Origin of the sequence: Sphingobacterium nematocida, from assembly GCF_900168125.1 — a bacterium.
Taxonomy (GTDB): domain Bacteria; phylum Bacteroidota; class Bacteroidia; order Sphingobacteriales; family Sphingobacteriaceae; genus Sphingobacterium; species Sphingobacterium nematocida.
This window is the reverse complement of sequence record NZ_FUZF01000003.1, coordinates 428,719-453,464: the sequence shown is the minus strand read 5'-3', so window position 1 is coordinate 453,464 and position 24,746 is coordinate 428,719. Positions and strand designations below refer to the sequence as shown.

General features: G+C 39.9%; 22 protein-coding genes and 4 tRNA genes. 8 read left to right on the top strand and 18 right to left on the bottom strand.

Features of this window, described 5'->3' with window-relative positions; genetic code table 11:
* Positions 1-58 precede the first annotated feature (58 nt).
* Positions 59-298: a hypothetical protein gene (locus tag B5X76_RS06355; RefSeq protein WP_079642255.1), complete on the bottom strand. Its 240-nt coding sequence runs from the start codon at positions 296-298 to the stop codon at positions 59-61.
* Between the two features lie 321 nt (positions 299-619).
* Here B5X76_RS06355 and B5X76_RS06350 point away from each other — a divergent pair, with 321 nt between their 5' ends.
* Complete coding sequence (locus B5X76_RS06350) at positions 620-1,234, top strand: S24 family peptidase (protein WP_079642254.1); 615 nt, start codon at positions 620-622, stop codon at positions 1,232-1,234.
* 28 nt (positions 1,235-1,262) lie between these two features.
* Here the strand turns inward: B5X76_RS06350 and B5X76_RS06345 are convergent, their stop codons facing one another.
* From B5X76_RS06345 to upp, 3 genes are all read right to left on the bottom strand, one after another.
* Positions 1,263-1,808 carry an AAA family ATPase gene (locus B5X76_RS06345; RefSeq protein ID WP_079642253.1) on the bottom strand — a complete coding sequence of 182 codons (546 nt, stop codon included), beginning with the start codon at positions 1,806-1,808 and terminating at the stop codon, positions 1,263-1,265.
* Between the two features lie 29 nt (positions 1,809-1,837).
* Positions 1,838-2,311 (bottom strand): ribonuclease H-like YkuK family protein, encoded by a 474-nt coding sequence (locus B5X76_RS06340; protein WP_079642252.1) that lies wholly within the window; start codon positions 2,309-2,311, stop codon positions 1,838-1,840.
* A gap of 113 nt (positions 2,312-2,424) precedes the next feature.
* The gene (gene upp, locus B5X76_RS06335; protein WP_079642251.1) at positions 2,425-3,072 is read right to left on the bottom strand and encodes a uracil phosphoribosyltransferase; all 648 of its coding nucleotides are present in this window, start codon (positions 3,070-3,072) and stop codon (positions 2,425-2,427) included.
* A gap of 393 nt (positions 3,073-3,465) precedes the next feature.
* Between upp and uvrB the strand changes: the two genes are divergently transcribed.
* A complete protein-coding gene (gene uvrB, locus B5X76_RS06330; protein WP_079642250.1) occupies positions 3,466-5,496 on the top strand; it encodes an excinuclease ABC subunit UvrB in 2,031 nt (676 codons plus the stop codon).
* A gap of 23 nt (positions 5,497-5,519) precedes the next feature.
* On the opposite strand, the gene B5X76_RS06325 is transcribed toward uvrB, so the two are convergent.
* Positions 5,520-5,951 carry a hypothetical protein gene (locus B5X76_RS06325; RefSeq protein WP_079642249.1) on the bottom strand — a complete coding sequence of 144 codons (432 nt, stop codon included), beginning with the start codon at positions 5,949-5,951 and terminating at the stop codon, positions 5,520-5,522.
* A gap of 321 nt (positions 5,952-6,272) precedes the next feature.
* On the opposite strand from B5X76_RS06325, the gene proB reads away from it, so the two are divergent.
* The 3 genes from proB (at position 6,273) to B5X76_RS06310 (ending at position 9,023) form a co-directional block, all read left to right on the top strand.
* Positions 6,273-7,304, top strand: coding sequence for a glutamate 5-kinase (proB, locus tag B5X76_RS06320; protein ID WP_079642293.1), 1,032 nt, complete (start codon positions 6,273-6,275; stop codon positions 7,302-7,304).
* A gap of 65 nt (positions 7,305-7,369) precedes the next feature.
* Positions 7,370-8,617, top strand: coding sequence for a glutamate-5-semialdehyde dehydrogenase (locus tag B5X76_RS06315; RefSeq protein ID WP_079642292.1), 1,248 nt, complete (start codon positions 7,370-7,372; stop codon positions 8,615-8,617).
* A gap of 19 nt (positions 8,618-8,636) precedes the next feature.
* Positions 8,637-9,023, top strand: a complete 387-nt coding sequence (locus B5X76_RS06310) for a hypothetical protein (protein ID WP_079642248.1) — start codon at positions 8,637-8,639, stop codon at positions 9,021-9,023.
* An 8-nt stretch (positions 9,024-9,031) separates the two neighbouring features.
* Here B5X76_RS06310 and B5X76_RS06305 read toward each other — a convergent pair whose 3' ends face one another.
* On the bottom strand, positions 9,032-10,168 hold the full coding sequence (locus B5X76_RS06305; RefSeq protein ID WP_079642247.1) for an acyl-CoA dehydrogenase: 1,137 nt from the start codon (positions 10,166-10,168) through the stop codon (positions 9,032-9,034).
* 146 nt (positions 10,169-10,314) lie between these two features.
* On the opposite strand from B5X76_RS06305, the gene B5X76_RS06300 reads away from it, so the two are divergent.
* The gene (locus B5X76_RS06300) at positions 10,315-10,950 is read left to right on the top strand and encodes a peroxiredoxin (RefSeq protein WP_079642246.1); all 636 of its coding nucleotides are present in this window, start codon (positions 10,315-10,317) and stop codon (positions 10,948-10,950) included.
* Positions 10,951-11,010: 60 nt separating this feature from the next.
* Here B5X76_RS06300 and B5X76_RS06295 read toward each other — a convergent pair whose 3' ends face one another.
* The 12 genes from B5X76_RS06295 to B5X76_RS06240 form a co-directional block, all read right to left on the bottom strand.
* On the bottom strand, positions 11,011-12,381 hold the full coding sequence (locus tag B5X76_RS06295; RefSeq protein ID WP_079642245.1) for a RagB/SusD family nutrient uptake outer membrane protein: 1,371 nt from the start codon (positions 12,379-12,381) through the stop codon (positions 11,011-11,013).
* A gap of 43 nt (positions 12,382-12,424) precedes the next feature.
* A complete protein-coding gene (locus tag B5X76_RS06290; RefSeq protein ID WP_079642244.1) occupies positions 12,425-15,829 on the bottom strand; it encodes a SusC/RagA family TonB-linked outer membrane protein in 3,405 nt (1,134 codons plus the stop codon).
* Between the two features lie 376 nt (positions 15,830-16,205).
* A complete protein-coding gene (locus B5X76_RS06285; protein ID WP_245800974.1) occupies positions 16,206-17,297 on the bottom strand; it encodes a S1C family serine protease in 1,092 nt (363 codons plus the stop codon).
* 2 nt (positions 17,298-17,299) lie between these two features.
* Entirely contained in the window at positions 17,300-17,896 is a 597-nt protein-coding gene (locus B5X76_RS06280) for an RNA polymerase sigma factor (RefSeq protein WP_317042857.1), read from the bottom strand.
* 366 nt (positions 17,897-18,262) lie between these two features.
* A tRNA-Asp gene (locus B5X76_RS06275) sits at positions 18,263-18,336 on the bottom strand.
* A 33-nt stretch (positions 18,337-18,369) separates the two neighbouring features.
* A tRNA-OTHER gene (locus B5X76_RS06270) sits at positions 18,370-18,441 on the bottom strand.
* A gap of 34 nt (positions 18,442-18,475) precedes the next feature.
* Positions 18,476-18,549: transfer RNA gene (locus tag B5X76_RS06265), tRNA-Asp, on the bottom strand.
* A gap of 64 nt (positions 18,550-18,613) precedes the next feature.
* Positions 18,614-18,687, bottom strand: a tRNA-Asp gene (locus B5X76_RS06260).
* Between the two features lie 73 nt (positions 18,688-18,760).
* Complete coding sequence (gene prfA, locus B5X76_RS06255; RefSeq protein WP_079642242.1) at positions 18,761-19,834, bottom strand: peptide chain release factor 1; 1,074 nt, start codon at positions 19,832-19,834, stop codon at positions 18,761-18,763.
* A 165-nt stretch (positions 19,835-19,999) separates the two neighbouring features.
* Positions 20,000-20,329 (bottom strand): DMT family transporter, encoded by a 330-nt coding sequence (locus B5X76_RS06250; RefSeq protein WP_079642241.1) that lies wholly within the window; start codon positions 20,327-20,329, stop codon positions 20,000-20,002.
* Positions 20,330-20,490: 161 nt separating this feature from the next.
* The gene (locus B5X76_RS06245) at positions 20,491-21,054 is read right to left on the bottom strand and encodes a Crp/Fnr family transcriptional regulator (RefSeq protein WP_079642240.1); all 564 of its coding nucleotides are present in this window, start codon (positions 21,052-21,054) and stop codon (positions 20,491-20,493) included.
* Complete coding sequence (locus B5X76_RS06240) at positions 21,042-21,791, bottom strand: UDP-2,3-diacylglucosamine diphosphatase (RefSeq protein ID WP_079642239.1); 750 nt, start codon at positions 21,789-21,791, stop codon at positions 21,042-21,044. The genes B5X76_RS06245 and B5X76_RS06240 overlap by 13 nt, the downstream gene beginning before the upstream one ends.
* A 165-nt stretch (positions 21,792-21,956) precedes the next feature.
* Between B5X76_RS06240 and B5X76_RS06235 the strand changes: the two genes are divergently transcribed.
* Together B5X76_RS06235 and B5X76_RS06230 are read left to right on the top strand one after the other, a co-directional pair.
* The gene (locus B5X76_RS06235) at positions 21,957-24,104 is read left to right on the top strand and encodes a prolyl oligopeptidase family serine peptidase (protein ID WP_176140999.1); all 2,148 of its coding nucleotides are present in this window, start codon (positions 21,957-21,959) and stop codon (positions 24,102-24,104) included.
* 4 nt (positions 24,105-24,108) lie between these two features.
* Positions 24,109-24,678 carry a Crp/Fnr family transcriptional regulator gene (locus tag B5X76_RS06230; RefSeq protein ID WP_079642235.1) on the top strand — a complete coding sequence of 190 codons (570 nt, stop codon included), beginning with the start codon at positions 24,109-24,111 and terminating at the stop codon, positions 24,676-24,678.
* Positions 24,679-24,746: the final 68 nt, after the last annotated feature.

The following is a 24,746-nucleotide window of genomic DNA, read 5'->3' as shown; positions in this document are numbered from 1 at the left end:
TATTTTGTAAAAGTACAATGTAATATTGTAATTTCAAATAAAAATTGAAAAAATATATTTAAGAATATGTTTTTAATTCAAAATGGAAGCTGTGCATTTGTCCATCAATGTCTGTTATCTTGACTTCGAATGTGCTCTTTTTGCTTTTTCTTTTGATTGTTAAATGTTCTTCTGCATATTTTTTATCCTTAATTTTTATGTTTTTGAGGCTAATAAGATTCATAATATCTTTTTCGGTTATTTCCTTCGCCTCTTCTGGTGTTATGTTTTTACTCTCATTTTTTCTTTTTAAATCCATAATCTTAATGGTTAATAAATGGTCTTGGTTTGATGACTTTGTTTTATTTAACCTTGTGTTTTTACTATTTTATATTTAATTGTAGTTATAAAACTACGCAAACATACAATAGTAAATTGTATTTTACAATAATCAATTGTTTTTTTGTTATTAAATTTCGTTTGCTTAATTTGGCCTAATATTTGCCTGCTTCTGTGTGTTCTGTCTCTGTTTAGAGATAAAACGGCATTAAAGCGTAGGAGAGCTTGAGATTACTTTTGTTTTTTGAAGGTGTTTTAATGCAATAATTTAATATTTTGATACTGTTTATATAAATTATATATGTCTAACTGGGGTCGCTTAGATCAGGTAATACAATATTTGGGTTTGAATGTTAACTCTTTTGCGAAAGAGATTGGATTGAATAGAGCAGAACGCTTGTACCAGATTAAAAAGGGAAATTACGATATCAGTAAAAATCTTGCAGGGATCATCGTTGATCGGTTTACCGATATTAATGAAGCTTGGTTACTTACTGGCGAAGGAGCTATGCTTAAGGCTGCTGAAGGAGCGGCTAAGATTCCATTATATAATATGAGCCTGGATGAGTTTAATGTTGACTTGTCCCAAATGCAGGTTGTAGATGAATTAGAGATACCTATTTTATCAGGAAGTGATTTTGCGTTTGTTAATCAGGGCGATTCGATGAGTCCAGAGGTGGAGCACGGTAGCGTGGTATTTGTAAAGCAAGTTGATAAAGATGCTGTTGTCTTCGGAGACATCTATCTTATAATTTCCGAAAAAATGAACGTAGTTCGTTTCATTAGGGGGTTAGATAATAAAAGTTGGAGACTTGTAGCAAAGAATGCAACCGACTTTGATGACCTCATTCTTGATATTTCACTGGTTAAAGCCGTGTATAAGGTTAAGGGAGTTTTGTCTATGATTTCTATGTAGGCGCTAGGCAGTTTATTCTGTCTATTTATTAAGTGTTATTTTTCAGGAATTCTTTACAGGTTTCCAAACCGTTAATTAATCTTTCGTTTCCAGATCCTGAAATAACTTTATAGTTGGCACTTAATGCACTTAATTCTTGTTTCCAGATTTTCATGAAAAAATCTCTCTCCTCGGGAAAGTCCCTCAAAGGGTCATTTTCCCAAGGGAGGTCTATATCCATTAATAGATACAAATTGTATTTTCGTAGTTTGATCTCATCTACTACCTCGGTAGGTGTATGATTAAAGAGGTGATCACACCATATCTTTACCGTCATTATTGTCGTATCGCAGATGAGTAGGTTATTCTTTAACTGTGATCCGATCGCTTCCTCCAAAGCTATTTGTCCATAAAACATATTGGTCTCATCTTGGAGTGTGTATTGATTCTGGAGGTTTTTGCAATAATACCTTGCGTATTCAGGTACATAGGAGCTTTCTAGGGCTTTAGCCAGGTATTGGGCCATGGTTGATTTGCCGGTCGATTCTGGTCCGACAACAGCTATTTTTATTAAAGAATCTACTGTATTGTTCATTGAAGAACAATATTAAGCATTTTTTACTTTTACTGTACGATTCTATTTGCACAATTCGTGCTCGCAAAGGACTCCGGTTTCGCTTTGAATATAAAGCCCATTCCCAGAATGTAGCCCATGGCTTCCTTAAGCGCTACGTTTGATTCAAAATTAGGGTTGGTATTTATGTCAGCGTGGACTTCGAGATCCACTTCGTATTGGTCTAGAAGTGGACAAAGGTGATAGGCGGTATCTATGGATTTTTGAACCTCAAGGAGCATTCGCTCTTTGATACTCATGTCGTGGTTTTTACGGTCTTTGTGGATAAACATAAAGCCCCCTTTGTGATCACGTAAGAAAACGACTACAGTTGCAAACTCAACTATTCCACGTTTTACTTGTGAATCGGTTCCTATGAATACCTTGAGTTTGTTTCCAAGTTGTTGCTCTCTAAGTATCGCTGATTCGACCGCATCCATAATAGGGAGACGAAGATATTCGCCGTTGTACTTTTGCCATTCCATAAGATAAAATTTTGTTATTTAAATATAGTTGTATGTTATTCATTTTCTGTTAATTGTATGTTTTGTTTTTATTAATAATTAATTCTTAAACGTTGCTTTCCAATCCCAGGTTACTAATGTTCCTTAGCGCCATAGGCGAGATCTCCAGCGTCGCCGAGCCCCGGTACGATATAAGATTTACTGGTGAGTTCATTGTCTACGTCTCCTACCCATATCTGGGCTTCAGGCACAAAGGCTCTGATATGCTGTAAGCCTTCTTGCGAGGCGATAATAGCAGCTATGTGAAGTTCTTTAATGTTGTAGGTGCTAAGTAACTCTCGGCAACACAGAACGAGACTTTTTCCACTGGCCAACATGGGGTCCGATACAATGACTACTTTACCATCTAAGTCGGGCGTGTTTTCATATTTTCGGTGGATTTCAAACTCGCCACTTTTTTTTGTATGCCTATAGGCTGCAATAAATCCCGAGTCTGCCTGGTCAAAGACATTTAAAAAACCCTGATGAAAAGGAAGTCCTGCACGAATGAGGGTGATGAGAACAGGTTGTTCCGTCATTGTATGCATTTCAGAAATCCCTAATGGCGTCTCGATCTCTTGTGGAGCATAGGTGAATGTCTTGCTGATTTCATATGCTATTACTTCGCCAAGACGCTCAAGATTCCTTCTGAAGCGAAGACGGTCCTTTTGGATTTCGATATGGCGCAGCTCAGATATGAAATGATTGGCAATGCTATTTTGTTTTGTAAGGATGTGAATCATGAGTATGTATTTATTAATACAAATTACGAAAAAAAGCGTATCATAGTTTCTTTTGCGGCAGAAATAATCTTGCGATACTGGGAAAGCAGCTTAAAATTGGTATTTTTACATAACAAGGCGCTATATGAAATATCCACGTAGTACAGACTGTACAAACACCGATGATAGTAATCTGGATATTCATACGACCATTGAAAGTCAATTTATTCACATATGAAATATCCATGTAGTACAGACTGCACAAACACTGCTGAAAATAGTTTGGATATTCCATGTGGCGATTAAAAAACAAATTATTCACATATGAAATATCCATGTAGTACAGACTGCACAAACACTGCTGAAAATAGTTTGGATATTCCATGTGGCGATTAAAAAACAAATTATTCACATATGAAATTTCAACTTACATCAGAATATTATCCTACTGGAGACCAACCGCAAGCTATTAAGGAACTAGTTCAGGGAGTAACACAGGGAGAACCCTATCAAACTCTGCTGGGTGTTACAGGGTCTGGTAAGACCTTTACGGTAGCGAATGTTATTCAGCAGACACAAAAACCTACGCTGATATTAAGCCATAACAAAACGTTGGCGGCCCAGCTTTACGGTGAGTTTAAGCAGTTTTTTCCGGAAAACTCTGTAAACTATTTTGTGTCATATTACGATTACTATCAACCGGAAGCCTTTATTGCTTCCACAAATACCTATATCGAAAAGGATCTACAGATCAATGAGGAGATTGAGAAGTTGCGGCTGGCCAGTACTTCCGCACTGATGTCGGGTAGGAGCGACGTTATCATAGTTTCTTCCGTATCCTGTATCTACGGTATGGGTAATCCTGAAGATTTTTCCAAATCGATTTTCAGATTCGGTATAGGTACGACCATTTCTAGAAATGCATTTCTGCATAAACTCGTAGAGATATTATACGCTAGGACTACCACCGATTTTAAAAGAGGTACTTTCCGGGTAAAAGGAGATACCGTAGATATTTATCCAGCCTATTTGGATAACGCATATAGGGTATCGTTTTTCGGTGATGAGATAGATGAGTTGAGTGAAATAGATCCTATCAGCGGGAAAACCTTAGTGAAACATGAAACCCTTTCCCTTTTTCCAGCAAATCTATTTGTTACCCCAAAAGAAAAATTCACACAGTCCATCTGGGCCATACAGGAAGAGTTGGTGCAACGTAAGACACAGCTTGAAGAAGAGGGGCGGATGCTTGAAGCTAAGCGTTTAGAGGAGCGGGTGAACTATGACCTAGAAATGATGCGCGAATTAGGCTATTGTTCCGGAATAGAGAATTACTCACGTTTTTTTGATGGGAGAGAACCAGGAATGCGTCCGTTCTGTTTACTGGATTACTTCCCGGAAGATTATTTATTGGTGATCGATGAGAGTCATGTCACCCTGCCGCAACTGCGAGCGATGTACGGCGGAGACAGGTCGCGGAAGATTGCACTTGTTGAGCATGGTTTCCGTTTGCCAGCAGCATTGGATAATAGACCTTTAAATTTTCCTGAATTTGAATCATTGACCAATCAAACGATTTATGTGTCCGCCACTCCAGGAGATTATGAGTTGCAACAAACCGAAGGTGTCGTGGTCGAACAGGTGATCCGACCTACAGGGCTCCTTGATCCTTTAATTGAAGTGAGACCAGCCATAAATCAGGTTGACGACTTTTTAGAGCAAGTGGATAAAGCTATTAAGGATGGAGGGCGCGTACTGGCGACTACGTTAACGAAGCGTATGGCCGAAGAATTGACCAAATACATGACCCGGTTGAATATAAAAGTAAGGTATATACATTCTGAAGTGAAAACCTTAGAGCGCGTAGAGATACTGCGAGGATTACGTTTAGGTGAATTTGATGTTTTGGTCGGAGTCAATTTATTACGTGAGGGACTCGATCTTCCCGAAGTGACTTTGGTCGCGATATTGGATGCAGATAAAGAAGGGTTCTTGAGATCAGTACGTTCGTTGATACAGACAATCGGTAGAGCTGCTCGTAACGACAGAGGCCGCGTCATTATGTACGCAGACAAGATGACGGACAGTATGCGCATTACCATCGATGAAACAAATCGACGAAGGGATAAACAGATCGCTTATAATACAGAGCATGGCATCACCCCGCGCACAGTGGGAAAAACGCGCGAAGAAATTTTGGAGCAAACTTCTGTAGCAGACTTCAAAGGAATAGAACAAAAACCATATATTGAGTCTGATGCGGCAAGTAGTGTCGCTGCAGATCCTTTAATAGCCTATATGAGCGAAAAAGATCTTAAGAAAGCTATTGAAACTGTTCGCAAACGTATGGATAAAGCAGCTAAAGAGATGGATTTCTTAGACGCAGCGAAGTTGAGGGACGAAATGTTTGCCCTAGAGAAATCATACGAAGAACGATTTGGATAAAACAGTATCCAAATCGTTAGCTTCTATTTTTGCTCCTGATAAAGCCGCGTTGTATTCAGACTCAAGGTCCAACAGTTGGTATCTAGTGTTAGATGAAACTTGCCGTTGGAGTAGTTTGTAGATTCCTTCTGGGACAACAGTATGCTGCTATTTTCTTCCGGGACGAATATTTCAGCTTCTTTTTTGACGCTGTCTATCAAAATATAGGCTGCCGTTTGATAAGTACTGGAAGTATTCAACGTATGTAGCGCTATCCCATCCTCAAATGGTCTAATACACTCGCCCCGTAACTGAGACCAAGTGTAACCGGCAGCGGACAAGCAGCCGTGTTTATCTTTATCCCCGCCAATACGGGCTAGACTATCCGTAGACTGATTAGAAGATGTTACTTTTGACGACTGGCAGCTCCCCAAAGCTAGTGCTACAAGGAAAAATAAGGACAGGGGTGTTTTCATATCAAAGGGTTTTATTGTTAATAATTTGATTCTTTAAATTTGGAATAATCACCATTAACGTTTTTGAAACAATCTTATCGTACAATTAATGTTCCTTTTTTTTGTAATAAGAAACAATGCGTATAAATAAATACGAATAGATGTGTTTTTCTTAAATAGTACATCGCATATTTATAGTGTTTTTTTTATTGTATTTTAATTTTTAAATACATAAGTTTATTTTTTTTAAAATAAAAGCTGTGTTTTTTTTGTGAAATGGCAATAGTGTACCTCCTTTTGCATTTTAATACACTTTTTATGGATTTTCCAAAAAATAAGTCAATGAAAAAGCCGGTTTTGGTTATCAAGTTCGGATCAGCATCTATCACAACAGATGGTGAAATCGATGAACGGATTGTCTTAGAGATCGCTCGACAATGCGCTACTCTACAATCAAAGTACAATATTGTGCTTGTATCTTCGGGGGCTGTGGCTGCTGGTAAACGGTTTATTCCAAAGTATACCGGGAGCTTAGCGCAACGTAAGGCTGCGGCCGCTATTGGTAATCCGTTACTGATCCGTACCTATTCTACTTATTTTAAGCCTTTTCGGATTGCTTTAGCACAAAGTCTCTGCGAACGGCATCATTTTTCCAATAGAGGACAGTTTTTACAGTTGAAAAGTACCTACGAGACCCTCTGGAAAAGTAATGTTATTCCTGTGGCCAACGAAAATGATGTAGTAAGTAATAAAGAATTGAAATTCTCAGATAATGACGAGCTTGCTACCTTAATAGCAGTAGGTTTTGATGCCGAACAGCTACTATTCAGCACGTCGGTACCTGGTGTATTGGACAGTCAGGGGAATGTTATTCCTACAATCGAAGTCGTAGACAAAGATGCCTTGGCACTGGCACGAAAGGAAAAGTCAGGGGTGGGGCTTGGGGGGATGACTTCCAAACTCAATTTTGCACGTTTAGCTACCCAAATGGGAATAAAGGCTGTGATATTCAGTATGCAGACTGAAAACGGTATTTTAAAAGCAATAGCGGGAGAGACTGGGACAGTATGTTTGCCGCAAAGGAAAAAAGTGTCCTCTCGTAATAAATGGTTGGCAAGCGGTAGCCTTATCGTAGGTATGGTGTATGTCGATCAAGGTGCTTTGGAAGCAATACGTGCTAGGAAAAGCCTTCTGGCAGTGGGGGTGGTGCAGATTGTGGAAGATTTTGTTGTTGGTGAAGTATTTCAGATAGCTGACACGATGGGTATTGTCCAGGCAGTAGCTAAAGCCAAGACTGACTCAGCAGCATTGAAGGCTAGCAGTGCTAAAAAAAACATCGCTATTGCCCATGCAGATGACATAGTTCTTCTATAATAGGAATGAATTTATAAGAACAATCCTTGCGTAAGGAAGGAAATATATATCAAGAAACTGAAAACATGGACAGTATTCAACAACAACTCGCAAACAGTCGTAGCGCAAAAATAAGTATTAATGGCCTAGGAGTTAATGATAGAAAACGTATACTGGTTGACATTGCTCAGCTTTTAAGAACGAATAGTGAAGCTATACAGTCACAGAATAGATTGGATCTTGCGCAGATGGATGAAGCCGATCCGAAATACGACCGTCTCAAGCTAACGGCCGATCGAATAGAGAGTTTGGCCGATAGTGTTGAAGGCATCAGCCAGCTTGGAGACCCGACTGGTCAACTGCTCAGTGCGAAAGTACTCCCAAACGGTTTATTGATTGAGAAGAAAACCGTAGCTCTTGGAGTTGTGGGAGTGATCTATGAGTCTAGACCGAACGTGACCATTGATGTCGCTACATTATGTATACAGTCTGGTAATGTTTGTCTATTGCGAGGAGGTAGCGATGCATGGTACACCAATAGTTACCTAATAGGTCTCCTTCAGCAGGTATTGTCCAATCATGGAGTGGATCCCAATATCGTACAGTTACTTCCTACTGATCGGAAATTGATTCATGAGTTGCTCAACGCTACGGAATACGTCGATATAATAATTCCACGGGGATCGCAAACGTTGATTGACTTTGTGCGTCAACATGCTAAGGTACCCGTTATCGAAACTGGTGCGGGTGTCTGCCATACCTATGTGGAGTTGTCTGCAGATTTGGATAAAGCGGCTAAAATTGTTGCCAATGCCAAAATTTCACGACCGTCGGTATGTAATGCGTTGGATACTATTTTAGTAGACGAGGGGATTGCCAAAGAGTTTATAGCCAAGTTGACTCCTTTGTTGAAAGAAGCAAAAGTCGAAGTATTTGCCTCTGATGAACTGTATCCACTATTTTCCGACGAAAACTATCCGTATCTTCAAAAGGCGAAAAGCAGCGATTTCGGCCGTGAATTTTTAGATTTGAAATGTGCTATCAGAAGCGTTACGGGGTTGGAAGAAGCCTTAGCACATATTGCTGTGCATTCTTCCAAACATTCCGAGTGCATTGTTTCCACAGATTCGGATAAAATAGCGATATTTATGAACTTGGTAGACGCTGCTGCTGTTTATTCCAACGCTTCAACCCGGTTTACCGATGGAGGTGAGTTTGGACTTGGAGCCGAGATTGGTATCTCTACTCAAAAGCTTCATGCACGGGGGCCGTTTGCCTTGGAAAAGTTGGTGACAGAAAAATGGTTTATCACCGGCGACGGACAAATTAGATAGATTTTTTTATAGCGGGAATATGGGAATTCGATACGAAAAAGATACGATTTTAAACTGGATCAATGAGATGGGGAAATTTCTCCGCCTTGTTGTTGGACAATGGAAAGGATTAGAAGAGGATACCCCCCCAGTAGATATTAATAAAGGATATGAAGAGTTCTTTCAGCATGATCGAGCATACTTTATCGCGCTCAGCGAAAAGGAGCTTATCGATTACAGTATGCAACTAGAGCAAGAACAAGTGAGGCCCTTAGCGCAGTTGTTGATGTATGACGGATTAATTCATAAGGATAGCGCTCAGCTTTCAAAAGCAAAAGCGCTATTCGAATATTATATGCGCCATACCGGGAGCTTTTCGTTTGAAGATTACGGATTCTTGAATGAAATAGATAAACACTTAAATTAAGTCCGACTTTACCGTAGGATATCTCTAGCGATGACCAACCGTTGTATCTCAGATGTACCCTCATAGATCTGTGTGATTTTAGCGTCACGCATTAGGCGTTCTACATGATATTCTTTTACATAGCCATATCCACCATGTATCTGTACGGCTTCAATGCTGTGTTTCATCGCTACTTCCGATGCATGGAGTTTTGCTATAGCTGCCTCTTTACCATAGGGTCTTTGTTGGTCTTTAGTCCATGCCGCACGGTAGGTGAGTAGTCGTGAGGCTTCGATGTCCACTTCCATATCGGCAAGTTTAAACTGTATAGCCTGGTGGTTTGCGATAGGCTTGCCGAAGGTCTTCCTTTCTTGGGCATAGGCCAATGCTAGGTCGTATGCACCAGCTGCGATTCCAAGCGCCTGTGCTGCTATACCGATTCGACCACCATCTAATGTTTTCATCGCAAATTTAAAACCGAAACCATCTTCACCGATGCGGTTTTCCTTCGGCACGATTACATCAGAAAACAGAAGAGAATGCGTATCCGAACTGCGGATTCCCATCTTATTTTCTTTAGGACCGATCGTAAATCCCGGACTTCCCTTTTCTAGAATCAGTACATTGATGCCCTTGTGTCCCAATTCTGGATGCGTTTGGGCGATAATAAGATAAATGTCCGCATTTCCACCATTTGTAATCCAGTTCTTTGTTCCATTCAGCAGATAGTGATCCCCCTGATCTGTTGCTGTCGTATGTTGTGATGAGGCGTCCGATCCTGCTTCTGGTTCAGATAGGGCGAATGCACCGAGTTTTTCGCCTTTAGCAAGCGGTACAAGGTACTTTTGTTTCTGCTCTTCCGTTCCAAAGGCCTCGAGTCCCCATAAGACCAAGGAATTGTGGGCCGACATGACTACTGCGGTAGAAGCATCAATTTTAGCAATCTCTTCCAGCGCCAGTACATATGCCAACGTATCCATGCCCGCACCACCGTAGGTCGGCGAGGTCATGATCCCCATAAAACCAAGTTCACCCATCTTTTTAACAAATTCATGGGGAAATTGAGCCTCTTCGTCCCTTTGTATTACGCCTGCTTTTAACTCTTGTGCAAACTCACGAGCAGCGCTACGGATCATTTTGTGTTCTTCTGAAAGTTCGAAATGCATGATATACTGTCTATTTGGTTAAATCAAATATAATTATTTTTACTATGCTTGCATAATAAATAATATTAAAAAGTAGAATTATTTTGTGTATTCAAAAAAGACTACTATATTAGTAGTATATATAGAGTATTAAACATTTTTCAACTATGAGTTTAAGATTAGGAGACGATGCGCCAAATTTTCAAGCGCAAACATCGATAGGAGATATCGATTTCTACGATTATACAAAGGGCAGCTGGGCTGTATTATATTCACATCCTTCCGACTTTACACCAGTTTGTACGACAGAACTAGGACGTACGGCACAGTTAAAGTCTGAATTTGAAAAGCGGAACGTTAAGGTTTTGGCTTTAAGTGTAGATGGGGTAGAGGATCACCTCGAATGGATCAAAGATATCAATGAAACGCAGAATACGACGGTTGATTTTCCAATCATCGCAGACAAAGACCGAAAAGTTGCCGAATTGTATGATATGATTCATCCCAATGCTTCTACTACATTTACCGTACGGTCGGTATTTGTTGTGGGGCCAGACCGAAAAGTAAAACTTACACTTACTTATCCCGCCTCAACGGGTCGTAATTTTTACGAAATCCTTCGGGTTATCGATTCACTGCAGCTCACGGCAGAATATTCTGTCGCCACTCCGGCAGACTGGAAAGAAGGCGAAGATGTAATTGTCGTTCCTGCAATTAAGACAGAAGATATTCCAGCTCAATTTCCAAAAGGGTTTACCGAAATTAAGCCCTATCTGCGTGTGACACCCCAACCGAATAAATAATTAGAAGATAAAAAGCCCCTTCAGTTACTGAAGGGGCTTTTTATTTAGAAAAGACCTGTTTTAGTAGCCCGGATTTTGAGACAATCCGTCGCCTAATCCTATTTCAGCTGCTGGGATCGGGTAAAGAAAATGAGCTTCACTTTTAAGGCTGCTGTATTTCTGCAGTGCCAGTTTTGTACGACAATAGTCAAACCAGGTTTCTCCTTCAAATAATAGTTCTCTTTCTTTTTCTTCCTGTACGGAAATAATGAAATCCGATAGGTTTTGATAAGCGTCAGCGGATGATATAACGCCAGCCCTATCAAGTACCTTTTTTAGAGAACCGTATGCAGACTGACTGACGCTATTGTCTATTCTTGCTTTTGCTTCCGCATGAATAAGCAGAAGCTCGGCTAGTCGAATTGCAGTAACATTCTGGCTCGCTGGAGAAAAGTTGGGAAATTTACCCATAAAGTAGTTATTCTTACTTCCCTTTTTTACGGAGAACGATTTTCGTTTGTCTTCCTGCTGGTACAGGTCTAGTAATGTGGAGTCTTTCGCGAAGAATAGGACTGTGGCATTATCATTAGCTACAGCAGCTAAGGGATTGGTTGCCTGATCATCAAACTGTATTTCAAAGATTGCTTCATTTGTATTCTGTGTAGTCCATATACTCGAAAAATCCGATGCTAAGCTGTATTTTCCTGAAGAAATAACCTCTTCTGATAAATCGGCGGCAGGTTTATAATCGCTCGTGAATGCAGCTTGATAAAGGTATACCTTTGCCAATAACGCTTTTGCAGCCCAATGCGAAGCGCGACCCCTACTTGCATCTCCTGTGTAGGGATTCTCTCGAGGAAGGAGATCTGCAGCCTCAGTCAGGTCTTTAATGATCTGCGAGTATACCACTTCTTTTTCCGATTGAACAATATCCAATGTGGTGTTTTCACGGGTGTAAGTTAATTTTAACGGAATGCGACCAAATGCACGAACTAGAAAGAAGTAGTTAAATGCACGTATGAATTTTGCCTCCCCTACAAAGATGTTTTTCTTTTGATCCGTGATCATGGCTGAGGTCATGTTAGGTACCTCTTCGATGATTTGATTGGACGAGTTTATAGTAGTATATAGTGCTTTCCACATGTTCGCAACCCATGGATTGATCGTCTGTACCCCATGTACCGCGAAATTTTCATATTCTGGGTATTCAGCGGAATGTCTGACATGTCCAGCTGAAAATTCAGAAACAATAATGGTCGATTGGCCATACGAAAATGAATTCATCATACTACGGTACATTCCCATAAGAGCGGCGTTGGCATTGGTTTCAGAATTAAAGTAGCCATCTTGAGCTACTTGTCCCAAAGGATCGCGATCTAAAAACTTATTGCAGGAGGTCGTCAATATAATAGTTGCGGTTAAGAATAGTAAGAATATATTGTTGTTGTTCATCTGTGTAAAATTGAGTTTCACTGCTGATAAAAGTATCTCGGTGTTAAAATGTTAAGTTAAATCCTGTCGTGAAAATTCGTGGCTGTGGATAACTACCATAATCATAACCATAAATTAATCCCGTATTTGCTCCGCCATGGTTAGAACTTACCTCTGGATCATAACCTCTATATTTTGTAAATACAAATGCATTTTGGACAGTAGCATACCAACGGAGTTTTTTTATTTTTAACTTCTCCGATATTGTAGACGGTATCGTATATCCTAACGTAATATTTCGGATTCTAAAGAAAGAACCATCTTCAACGAATCTAGAGGATATCGCGCCGTTATTTAGGTCACCGGGAGCAGGTCTCGGTACATCTGTAATATCTCCAGGTTTTTGCCATCTATCGACAAAGTCAACCAGTTGGTTTGAGCTAGGGTTAAAGCCTTCCAAACCCGAAGCAAGATTATAGTTGAAAATATCATTACCATAGCTAAACTGTCCCAATATGCTCAAGTCGAAGTTTTTGTACATGAAATTATTTGTAATACCACCGAAAAATTTTGGGTTGGGATCACCGATCATTACATGATCCGCATAATCAGTTGGTAACACCATAGACCCGTCGGCCCCCAGATAATCGATCATTCCAGTCTGTGGGTTAACTCCCATAGCTTTCCATCCATAAAATACACCCAATGCTTCTCCAGGTCGAGCGCGATTTAGGTCACCTACACCACCACGCATTTCTGTAAGACCATTGGGTAGTGCCAGCACTTTGTTTCGGTTGAAAGTCATATTTAGTGATGTAGACCATTTAAAATCGCCTACCAAGTTTTTTGTCGTTAGTTCAAATTCTAAACCTTTGTTTTCTATATCCCCTGAGTTGGTGAATCGGGTGCTGTATCCCGAACTGCTTAAAATAGGTAGACCAATCAAAAGATCCGACGTTTTCTTATAGTAATAGTCGGCCAATAGCGAAATACGATTGTTTAGAAAGCCTGCGTCAATACCGATATTCCATTGTTGCGTAGTTTCCCATTTCAATCCCTGATCGCCCAGGACATTGGGTAGGAAACCCGGTGTCCCCATGTAATTATTTCCGCCGGAATATAATGAGCGACTCGCGTAGTTCCCAATGTTTTGATTCCCTGTAATTCCCCAGCTTGCTCTAAGTTTTAAGTCACTGAATAACCTGGAATCTTGCATAAAATCCTCTTGTTTGATACGCCATGCACCTGCAATAGAAGGGAATATAGCCCAACGGTTATCTTTCCCAAAGCGAGAGGAACCATCCGTACGAATATTAGCGTTTAAGATGTATTTATCGTTGTAAATATAGGTAGCACGCGCAAATCCGGATGCGATAGCCCACTCTTCGGGGAAGGAGTTCGCACCGTTAATAACACCACCTGCGGTAATGTAGGGAATATCGTTGCTCGGAAAATTGGAACGTTGAGCATGTACAAAATCCAGACGTGATTCTTGGAATGAGAACCCGGCAAGCGCATTTATACTATGAGCACCAAACATCTTATCGTATGTTAGGGTCGTCTCATTGATCCAAAGTTGATCCCTTGTATTTCGACGAGCACCGATCCCGCCTTGACTTACATAAGATCTTAACCCACTAGGAGGCATGAAAAATGTTTCATCAATGAAGCTAACATCCGTACCGAAACTCGTTTTTAACAATAGTTCAGGGATGATGTTGTATTCCGCGCTAGCGTTCGCTAATATCCGGAAAGTCTGCGCCTCGTTGGTTGGTAGCTGTAGCATAGCTACTGGATTTTCCCGTGTTACACGCACTTGGTCGTAAATATAATTTCCCTGCTCGTCGAAGACCGTTAAATTAGGAGGAGAGAAAATGCCCACTTTGGTCGCACCTTCTTTTGAGTTTTCCTCCTGTATACGTTGGTTTACGGCACGTGTTAGGTTGATTGCTGTTGAAAATCGTAGTTTTTCACTATGCTGATGATCCAGATTAAGTCGTCCGCTCAGTCTGTTGAAATCCGAGCCTAAAAGTACGCCTCCTTGCTTCATGTAGCCAATAGAAGTATAGTATCTTGTTTTTTCACTTCCTCCGTTGGCCGATAACTCGTAGTTTCGAATAGCCGCATTTCTGAATATTGCATCCTGCCAGTTGGTATTAACACCAGGGTTGGCAAATATTTGGGCAGGCGCTTTATTGGTATCAATACCCAGTTCTAGACGGATGCGGTAATAATCACGCATATAATCTTGATATTGTTCGGTATTCATCAAATCATAGTAACGCTCTCTTGGTACCTGAGAGAAGCCCTCATACATGTTGAAATTGAATTGACTGTGTCCTGCGGTTCCTTTCTTTGTGGTAATCAGAACGACTCCATTTGCCGCTCTAGAACCGTAAATAGAAGAAGACGCCGCGTCTTTTAAAATCTCAATAGACTGCACGTCCGACGGGTTTATGGATGCGAGAACGTTAATACCTTGAGTTCCTCCTCCAAAATCAAATGTCGAACCTCCTGTAAAATTGGTTGTACTATTGACTGGGATTCCATCGACTACGTATAAGGGGTCTGAGCTCGCATTTATAGAGGTGGTACCACGTACACGGATACTGACACCTCCTCCGGGCGATCCTGACTTCTGGGTTACCTGTACACCACCTGCCTTGCCCTGTATAGCCTGTGTGATACTGGGTAGGATTTCGTCTTCAATATCTTTAGCTCCGATGCTAGAGACCGCGGTAGGTAAGGTAGCACGTTTCATCGTACCATACCCCACAGAAACTACCTGTACGGATTCAATAGTATTGGTTTCGGTTTCTAAGACAACATGAACAACGTTTCTTGCACCCACAATCTGGCTGATCGTTTTGTAGCCTATGGAAGAAAAGCGTAAGCGATTTTTAGCATTCGCAGCAATTCTAAATTTTCCAGATTCATCTGTTAGTACTGTTGTTTTAGAACCTTCTACATTTACAGAAACACCAGGTACAGGACCAGAAGGGCCATTCACCACACCCGTGATTATGCCCTTTGTTGTTGCGCCCACTGTGTCTTCGACAGTTGCAGTCTTGACGGTATCTTTTATAGGGACTGTGGTTGTTGTATCCGCTGTCTTCTGTATGGATTCTGCTGTTTCTATAGAAAGCACAGCATCTACCTGCTTTTGATTGTTGATATGGATCTCCGATTCGGCAAAACCTGATTTTATGAAAATAAGAACCCCGTTGGGATTTGCTGATATTTTAAATTTTCCGTTGCTGTCAGATACAACTGAGTTGGAAGTACCTTTTTCTAAAATAACTACGCGTTCTAAAAATGTTCCTGACGTGTTGGTAATACTTCCCGTGATGGATATCGAATCAATTGCTACTAGAGAAAGAGAAAGGGGGGGAGGAGCAGCTTTTGTTTGATGATAAAATGTAATAAGTGTACATGCAAAAAGAAATACGCGATAAAAATTGAGCATCATAAATTAAAAAATTATATAAATATTTTGCAGAGAATGCTTGGATTCCAGCAAAAAAGGAGTTACGGAACGAATGGATAGCTAATTTAACAACCATGTTTTTCTATTATATCATTCTTGTTACACATTAAGTTGTGTATACAATGAAACGCTGGTAAATAAGATTTGTTGTTTAGCGATGTCTTTTTTTTAGCATGCAGCTTCAAATTTCTTAGAAAGCTGTGCCTTGTTTTTTAGAAAACAAAGTCTGAAAAGGAGGGTGAGGGCAAAAAGAAACCGGCCTTTGCGTGAAGCTAAAGGCCGGCCTTATGATTAAATCTTTTCAAGAAAAACTACCTCATTGAAACAATTTAACCCAGATTTATTGAAACAACTTCGACTAAAAGACTTTAACAATATAAATGTAGTCTTGCAGTTTTTTTATTTGTTCTGTTCTCGGAAGAGCAGATAATGTATTTTTACTATTTAGCAGAATGTTACCCTTTAATGATTCTGCAGGGATTTTGTTTAGTGTCTCGACAAGCTCTTTTGTCTTAATCGCAAAAGCTGCTCCATCAATTCCTTTTTGCTTGCCGGAGATAATACCAATGATATTACCTTGGTTGTCTAATACAGGACCACCGCTGTTTCCTGGATTTACCGGGATAGAGATCTGGTATGCTATGGTATCGCCAGCATATCCCGTGTTCGAACTTAAGTAACCTTGGCCGTATACAGCTTCGTCCCTAGGAAAGCCTAAAGTGAAAATATCCTCACCTAATTCCGAGCTCTGTTTTTTAAACGTGTAAGGGATGTTTTTCAGGTTTTTGAAATTTACATCATCTATATGAAGGATAGCAAGATCTTTTTGTGCATCAGTATAGACTACCTGTGCTTTATAGGCTTGGCCTTTTACATTTTGTAGATGAATAGAATCGGCCCCATTGACAACGTGGTGGTTTGTCACCACATATCCATCTCTGGTTAACATAAAACCTGTTGCTCCGAAGTGTATGGCTGATGCACTTTTATTTTTGTCGTTGTTAATGTTTTGTATGGCTTTATTCTGTTCGTTGACATTTTTCTTAACAGAATTCATTTCGCGACGTAGCGCGCTATAATCTGTATTGGCCTTTTGTATGTTGGTAAAGTATCCGGTAATCCATAATGTAGAAAAAACAGATGCCAAAGCAACTGCTGCTGCTACGCCGGCATTAATTTGTAGCTTACTCCATAGTGTAGCTACTTTACCCCGAACAGGATGATTATTCGTATCCTGTTTAAGCTTATCACCTTCTACAATCAGTGCCTGTTGAAAAGCATTTCGCAATTCCGTCTTTTGCCAATCCTGTACAAAATCTTTGTGCTGTTCAAACAGTTCTGCATATTCAGGATTTGATGTACAGAAATTTTCAAAAGCTATTGCGTCGTCTTGTACAAGCTCTCCTCGTAAATACTGATCTGCCCAGTCTATGAAATTATGTCGCTGCATGCTCATTTCTCAAGAGTTGAATTAAAAAATATTTTTTTGAGTCGTTGCAGACATTTGTACTTCTGGGTCTTTGCGTTGTCTGTGTTGGTATAACCAAATTTGTCACGGATATCCTGCATAGACATATTGGCAATGTAGAAATCTTTTAACAAGGTTTGACAAGGTTCCCCTAGCTCCGATAAGGCTATATTCATCTGCTCAAATCTGCTCTCTATCTCATCGTGTTTTTCGATATCTTCTTCCACATGCAAAATATCTTCAAAATCTGAAATGTCAGATGTATTAGCCGTATTACCTTTACGTGTCAGTTGTTTTAACCACAACCTCCTACATACCGCATACAAAAAAGTCCCAAGTTTACTGCTTAACTCAAACTTTTGCTGAGTAATCTTATCGTACAAAACCATTACCGCCTCTTGAAAGATATCTTTCGCTTCATCCTCAGAACCGTTATTATTGATTATCATATGAGCTACCGAAGGAAAATAAGATTTATAAATCTTATTGATAGCCCTGCTATCTCCCCTGGATACCCCATCTATAATTTCCTGATCTGAAGCCTCAGTTGACAGTGGAAGTATTTGTCTTATTTTACTCACTAATTAATACCTTAAAATTCAAATAGTAACCCTTGTGGAACGAAATTAATTTAAGAAAAAGTACTTTCCTCTAGTTCCCCTTTGTTTAATCTGATCTAACAAGGTTTGCTAGTGCTTAAATATACGCACTTTCAAAAAACCTTAATCAAACCTAATAGTATTTTTGATTAAATACTAATGTTGCATCTAAAAAAAATGTTATAGACTTGTTAACGAATAACTTGTTATTTAAGTATGTGATGTCGATTGTAAAAAAGCATATTCAACGCCTAGATCGACGTAGGGTGTTGTGATAAGGTAGGGCTCTATGAAGTTGCTATAAACAACAAAAGGTATCCTAACGGATACCTTTCTCATTTTCTTAAGCGGTCTGGACGGGACTCGAACCCGCGACCCCATGCGTGACAGGCATGTATTCTAACCAGCTGAACTACCAGACCTAAGAATTTTAATTGTTGTTAAAAGATATTTAGCGGTCTGGACGGGACTCGAGCTAGCGACTCTTCCGATGAATCGGAATATTCTAACCAGCTGAACTACCAGACATAATTCTTTTAGTTGTTGTTAAAAGATATTTAGCGGTCTGGACGGGACTCGAACCCGCGACCCCATGCGTGACAGGCATGTATTCTAACCAGCTGAACTACCAGACCTAAAATCTTTATTTTACTATTTTTAAGAACGTTTGAAAAGACTACTCTTTTCTTTCTTTTTTTGCGGTCTGGACGGGACTCGAACCCGCGACCCCATGCGTGACAGGCATGTATTCTAACCAGCTGAACTACCAGACCTCAACCCTTCTTGTGAGAAGGTGTGCAAATATAGCGCTTATTTATTTATTTCCTAATTTTTTTTGAAAAAAACTTACTCTACGGCGCCTTCCTTCATCTTTTCAGCATTTTCAGCAAACTGTAATGCATCTATAATCCCTTGGATATCACCGTCCATAATCGATGGTAAGTTGTACATAGTCAATCCAATTCTATGTTCGGTAACACGCCCCTGAGGATAATTATAAGTACGTATTTTTGCCGAACGGTCACCTGTCGATACTAAAGTTTTTCTTCTAGCGGCAATATCACCGTTCTTTTTGTTCAATTCAATCTCGTAAAGTTTGGTACGAAGCATCTCCATAGCCAATTCTCGATTCGCTAATTGCGAACGTTCGACCTGACATACCACCACGATGCCCGTTGGTTTGTGTGTCAATTGTACTTTCGTTTCTACCTTATTAACGTTTTGTCCACCTGCACCACCAGAGCGTGATGTATGCATTTCCACATCGCCTGGGTTGATCTCTACGTCGACCTCTTCGGCCTCAGGAAGTACGGCAACCGAAGCCGCAGATGTATGTACACGTCCTTGCGTTTCTGTATCAGGAACACGTTGTACACGATGTACACCCGATTCATATTTTAATTGACCGTATACATCGTCTCCAATTACTTTTAGGATTACCTCTTTATAACCACCTGATGTGCCTTCCGTCACATCCATTACTTCATTGCGCCAGCCTTTCGTCTCGAAATAACGGGTGTACATCCGGTATAGGTCACCAGCAAATAAAGCAGCTTCATCACCACCTGCGCCCCCACGGATCTCTAAAATAGCATTTTTGCCATCCTCAGGATCCTTAGGAATCAGCATAAGACGAATTTCTTCTTCTTTCTCCTCTTTTTGGTCCAATAAAATATCTTGTTCCTCCTTAGCCATTTCTCTCAACTCCTGATCTTTTTCATTTACAAGGATATCCTTGTTGGTTTCGATATTGCTGACTATATTTTTGTAAATATGATACTGTTCTACAATTTTTGACAAGTCCTTATATTCCTTGTTCAGTTTCGCAAAACGTTTCATATCATTGATGGTTTCAGGATTGCTCAGTTCCGCTTCCACTTCTTCCCATCTTTCTTTGATCGCTCGTAGTTTTTCTAACATAATTCTGTCTGATAAGTATTTACCTTCAACGTGAAAAGGGCATTAATTGCCCTTAAGCACCGATAATGTGAGGTGCTATTTGAAGGTTTTCGTGCCAAAAGGACATTTTCCTCCTTTTAGAATGTGCAAAAATACTGAAAAATATGGTTTAAAAAGAAGGAATTATTAATGACTTGACACAACCTTTAAACCTATAATCGAAGCGATTAGCGTGAATATGAAGAATATTCTCCAAAATTCAGCAGGCTCTTTAAAGAAAATAATTCCCATCAAAACGGTTCCCACAGCTCCAATACCAGTCCATACAGCGTAAGCAGTTCCTAAGGGAAGCGTCTGCGTAGCCTTAATGAGTAGTCCCATACTGAGGAATAGGCACACGACAAAACCACCGTACCATAATAACGACGAGGTGCCTACAGCTTCTTTAGCCTTGCCTAGACAAGTGGTAAAGCCTACTTCAAAAAGACCACCTAAGATTAAAAATATCCAGTTCATTTTTTTTCCGCAAAAATGGGTGTTTTGAACGGTAATTTTTTTAACATTTGTTAAAAAAGGAGTGTGCCAGCCTAAGAATGCCTTTTCAAAACGCTATTCCGATTGAAGTGCTCTGGGCTTGAGTTCATCGCCCGAGGATCTAAAGGTTTGTTTTTGGAAAATTACTTTATCTCTGCGCGTATTCGTGATAAGGTAACCTGTGTAACCCCGAGATAGGAAGCTATGTATCCCAGTTTAATGCGTTGGACAACATTAGCTTCTTTGGTCAACAGATCCCGGTAGCGCTCGTAGGCGGTTTTGAATAAGGTCTGCATTAACCGCTGTTCAATTTTTAAGGTTTCTAGCTCTGCCAATTTCCGGCCCCAATTTGCAATAGGCAAAGAGCTGTTATATAAATCTTGTAGTTTTGATGTAGGGATTCGAAATAAAACGCAATCTTCTAAAGCATCTACAATCTCATACCCGGGTGTGCTATGGATATAGCTTTTAAGGGATAAGATCGAATCGCCCGGAAAACAAAAATCTAAAACAGCTTCTTTTTCCTCCTTAGGGTAATAGATTCGACAGATGCCTTCTTTTAAAAAGTAGATGTATTTTGATGTTTTATCTTTGTCAATCAATATAACATTTTTCTCTACTCTAGTTTGTTCCGTTATAGTGATAAGCTTTTCGAGCTCCTCTTCGGGCAAGGGATAAATACGTTGTATAGCTTCTACGAATTCCATTTTTCCAAATTAAGATTTTGACCATCCCACACTGCGTAGGTGTAATAATTTATCCATTCCCCTAGATTGATGATTTTGGATTGAGGAGTCAATTGGATTTCATAGGGGAAATGCCGATGACCAAAAATAAAGTAATCATAATGCTTTTCTTTTAGCACCTCCCTTGCATATTGTATCAGCCATTCACGTTCTTCTCCTAGGAATTGTTCATCCGTATGGTTAGAAATTCGACTATGCTTAGACCATTTTTGAGCAATTCCAATACCGAGATTTGGATGCAGCCGGGCAAACAGCCATTGGCACAATGAACTACGGAATATTTTTTTTAGAAATTTGTACTTTTTGTCCCCTGGGCCTAGTCCATCACCATGATGAATGTATATCTTTTTATCGTTTAGATCTAGTACCAATTCGTTGTCTATAACGACAGCCCCCAGCTCTTTTTTTAAATAACCAAACATCCACATGTCATGGTTTCCTTTAAATAAAGTGATCTTTACACCCAGATCAGCCAGCTCCGCAAGCTTACCTAAAAAGCGGATATACCCCTTAGGAACAACAGTACTATATTCAAACCAAAAATCAAAGATATCCCCCACAAGATAAAGCTCAGAAGCATCTTGCTTGATATGATCAAGCCATCTTACAATTTCTCTTTCCCGAAGTTCCGACTGCTCTTTAGGATAGGAACCCAAATGGAAATCTGAAGCAAAGTATATCTTATCCGCTATTCGCATATTGGTGTAAAACTACCAAAATGACCTGATTTTACAAATAGTTCATTGGAGGTTACCTTTTCCTTTGTCTTAGCTGTGGTAGATACCATGTATCTTATAGAATACAGAATGAAAGTTTCAAAGGAAGAATTATTTCGTTAGTTTTGGGATAAATAGCAATCAATTATGAAGAAAAATATTGGTTTTATAATGCTATCCATGGCATTGGTAGCTTGTCAACAAAATAAAAAGATTGACCCTGTGAAAGATATTACGCTAAAATCTTATCCCGTCTCTGAAAAAGTGGATCAAAAAGATACCTTTTTTGGTGTTACTGTTGAAGACCCTTATCGCTGGCTAGAAGACGATATGTCTGCTAAAACCAAAGCTTGGGTAAAGGCTGAAAATGAAGTAACTCAAGCCTATCTTGAGCAGATTCCCTTCCGTCAGGCTATTACACAGCGATTAGAGAAGTTGTGGAACTATGAGAAATATTCAGCACCCTTTGAAGAGGGCGAATACACGTATTTCTACAAGAACGACGGTCTGCAAAATCAATCTGTATTGTATCGTAAAAAAGGAGATAAAGGAACAGAAGAGGTGTTTTTAGATCCAAACAAATTTTCGAAAGATGGTACCACTTCATTGGCAGATATTTCATTCAGTAAAGATGGTTCCTTGGTGGCTTATCAGATTTCAGAAGGTGGTTCGGATTGGCGCAAAGTCATCGTCTTGCGTGCAGCAGATAAGACTGTGGTAGGAGATACCTTGATTGATGTTAAATTTAGTGGCTTAGCTTGGAAAGGCAACGACGGGTTTTATTATAGCTCGTACGATAAACCTAAATCCGGATCCGCGTTGTCAGCTATGACAGATCAGCACAAACTTTACTTTCACAAGTTAAATACAGCACAAAGCACCGATGAATTGATTTTTGGAGGCTCTAAAACACCAAGAAGATACATAGGAGCAGGGTTGACAGAGGACGAACGTTTTTTAATTGTTACAGCCGCAAATACGACATCCGGTAATGAACTGTATATTAAAGATCTTACAAATCCAGTAGCGGATTTCATCACCATCGTAGATAATTTTGATAAAAATCATGCTATTCTAGATAATGACGGTGATCGACTTATTCTTTACACCGAGTTAGGTGCGCCAAATGGTAAGATTGTAGAAACAGTGTTAGGCAGTCCGAAACCGGGGACCTGGAAGGACTTGATTCCAGAGACTGATAATGTATTGAGCCCATCCATAGGAGGGGGGAAGATTTTTGCGTCCTATTTAAAAGATGCGACATCATTGGTCAAGCAATTTGACCGCACGGGAAAACTGGAACGGGAAATTACCTTGCCTGGTGTTGGTACGGCAAGTGGATTTGGTGCGAAAAAGGACGATAAATCGCTGTATTATACCTTTACGTCTTATATTAATCCAGGGACAATCTATAGTTATGATATTTCTTCAGGAAAATCGGATGTTTATAAGAAATCTAACATCAAATTTGATCCTGAACAGTACGAGTCAAAACAGGTCTTTTATACTTCAAAAGATGGTACAAAAGTACCAATGATCATAACCTATAAAAAAGGTACGAAGTTGGATGGAACGAACCCAACGATGCTATATGGTTATGGAGGGTTCAATATTAGTCTTAGTCCTGCATTCAGTACGGCTAATATTATTCTGCTCGAACAGGGTGGTGTATATGCTGTTGCTAATTTGAGAGGAGGAGGAGAATATGGTGAAAACTGGCATGTCGCAGGTACCAAATTAAATAAGCAAAATGTATTTGATGATTTTATCGCTGCCGGGGAATACCTTATTAAAGAGAAGTATACTTCGTCAGAAAAGTTAGCTATTGCAGGAGGATCAAATGGTGGTTTATTGGTGGGAGCATGTATGACGCAGCGGCCCGAGATGTTTAAAGTGGCTTTTCCAGCGGTAGGTGTATTAGATATGCTACGTTATCATAAATTTACTGCAGGTGCAGGATGGGCATTCGACTACGGAACAGCAGATGATAGTAAAGAAATGTTTGAATATCTCTATAAATATTCACCATACCATGCCTTAAAACCAAATACTTCTTATCCAGCGACTATGGTGATGACAGCAGATCATGATGATCGCGTAGTACCTGCGCACTCCTTTAAGTTTGCAGCACGCTTACAGGAGTACAATGTAGGGGCTAATCCGGTTCTGATCCGTATCGATACCAATGCGGGACATGGAGCAGGTAAGTCAACAGCAATGCAGATCGCCGAACATGCCGATAAATGGGCTTTTATGTTTCAGAATATGGGCGTTAGTTATCAAGAAATAAAATAATACGATGGTAGATCAACTTATTCAGCACATCAATGGGATTACGCCTTTGACCAAAGAAGAAGAAGCAATTATTGATGAGCTGGTGCGTGAAAAGACGTTACAGCGTAAGCAATTTTTGCACCGCGCTGGTGAAGTGGCGCAATATTCTGCTTTTGTGTTAGAGGGCTGCTTGCGCTCCTATGCTGTAGATCGAAATGGTTTTGAACATATTTTACAGTTTGCCCCAGCCAATTGGTGGATATCAGATATGTATTCTTTTATTAAGAATAGACCGAGCGAATTAAATATAGATGCACTTTTGGATACCAAAGTACTACTATTAAGTCGGTCCTGTCAGATCAGTATCTTTGATCGTATTCCAAAGCTGGAGCGGTATTTTAGGATTCTTACCGAGAATGCGCTAGCGGCGAGTAATCATCGTACGATAAATTACCTTAGCCTTCCTGCTAAAGTGAGGTATGAGAAATTCTGTACGATGTATCCTACATTAATAAATACAATATCGCAAAAGTCGGTAGCATCCTACATCGGTATTACACCCGAATTTCTGAGTAAGTTGAGGGCAGAATATTGATTTTATTAATCTAGATTAATAAAAAACAATGCAATAGAGATTACTTTTGTTTTAAGATAAAAGGAAGA

Bases quoted from the DNA above. Each gene is read 5' to 3' on its own strand.
- B5X76_RS06345 (WP_079642253.1), bottom strand. From the start codon at position 1,808: ATGAACAATACAGTAGATTCTTTAATAAAAATAGCTGTTGTCGGACCA.
- B5X76_RS06240 (WP_079642239.1), bottom strand. From the start codon at position 21,791: ATGCGAATAGCGGATAAGATATACTTTGCTTCAGATTTCCATTTGGGT.
- B5X76_RS06325 (WP_079642249.1), bottom strand. From the start codon at position 5,951: ATGAAAACACCCCTGTCCTTATTTTTCCTTGTAGCACTAGCTTTGGGG.
- prfA (WP_079642242.1), bottom strand. From the start codon at position 19,834: ATGTTAGAAAAACTACGAGCGATCAAAGAAAGATGGGAAGAAGTGGAA.
- B5X76_RS06245 (WP_079642240.1), bottom strand. From the start codon at position 21,054: ATGGAATTCGTAGAAGCTATACAACGTATTTATCCCTTGCCCGAAGAG.
- B5X76_RS06315 (WP_079642292.1), top strand. From the start codon at position 7,370: ATGGACAGTATTCAACAACAACTCGCAAACAGTCGTAGCGCAAAAATA.
- B5X76_RS06285 (WP_245800974.1), bottom strand. From the start codon at position 17,297: ATGCAGCGACATAATTTCATAGACTGGGCAGATCAGTATTTACGAGGA.
- B5X76_RS06300 (WP_079642246.1), top strand. From the start codon at position 10,315: ATGAGTTTAAGATTAGGAGACGATGCGCCAAATTTTCAAGCGCAAACA.
- proB (WP_079642293.1), top strand. From the start codon at position 6,273: ATGAAAAAGCCGGTTTTGGTTATCAAGTTCGGATCAGCATCTATCACA.
- B5X76_RS06295 (WP_079642245.1), bottom strand. From the start codon at position 12,381: ATGAACAACAACAATATATTCTTACTATTCTTAACCGCAACTATTATA.
- B5X76_RS06350 (WP_079642254.1), top strand. From the start codon at position 620: ATGTCTAACTGGGGTCGCTTAGATCAGGTAATACAATATTTGGGTTTG.
- B5X76_RS06310 (WP_079642248.1), top strand. From the start codon at position 8,637: ATGGGAATTCGATACGAAAAAGATACGATTTTAAACTGGATCAATGAG.
- B5X76_RS06340 (WP_079642252.1), bottom strand. From the start codon at position 2,311: ATGGAATGGCAAAAGTACAACGGCGAATATCTTCGTCTCCCTATTATG.
- B5X76_RS06250 (WP_079642241.1), bottom strand. From the start codon at position 20,329: ATGAACTGGATATTTTTAATCTTAGGTGGTCTTTTTGAAGTAGGCTTT.
- upp (WP_079642251.1), bottom strand. From the start codon at position 3,072: ATGATTCACATCCTTACAAAACAAAATAGCATTGCCAATCATTTCATA.
- B5X76_RS06290 (WP_079642244.1), bottom strand. From the start codon at position 15,829: ATGATGCTCAATTTTTATCGCGTATTTCTTTTTGCATGTACACTTATT.
- B5X76_RS06305 (WP_079642247.1), bottom strand. From the start codon at position 10,168: ATGCATTTCGAACTTTCAGAAGAACACAAAATGATCCGTAGCGCTGCT.
- B5X76_RS06235 (WP_176140999.1), top strand. From the start codon at position 21,957: ATGAAGAAAAATATTGGTTTTATAATGCTATCCATGGCATTGGTAGCT.
- B5X76_RS06230 (WP_079642235.1), top strand. From the start codon at position 24,109: ATGGTAGATCAACTTATTCAGCACATCAATGGGATTACGCCTTTGACC.
- B5X76_RS06355 (WP_079642255.1), bottom strand. From the start codon at position 298: ATGGATTTAAAAAGAAAAAATGAGAGTAAAAACATAACACCAGAAGAG.
- uvrB (WP_079642250.1), top strand. From the start codon at position 3,466: ATGAAATTTCAACTTACATCAGAATATTATCCTACTGGAGACCAACCG.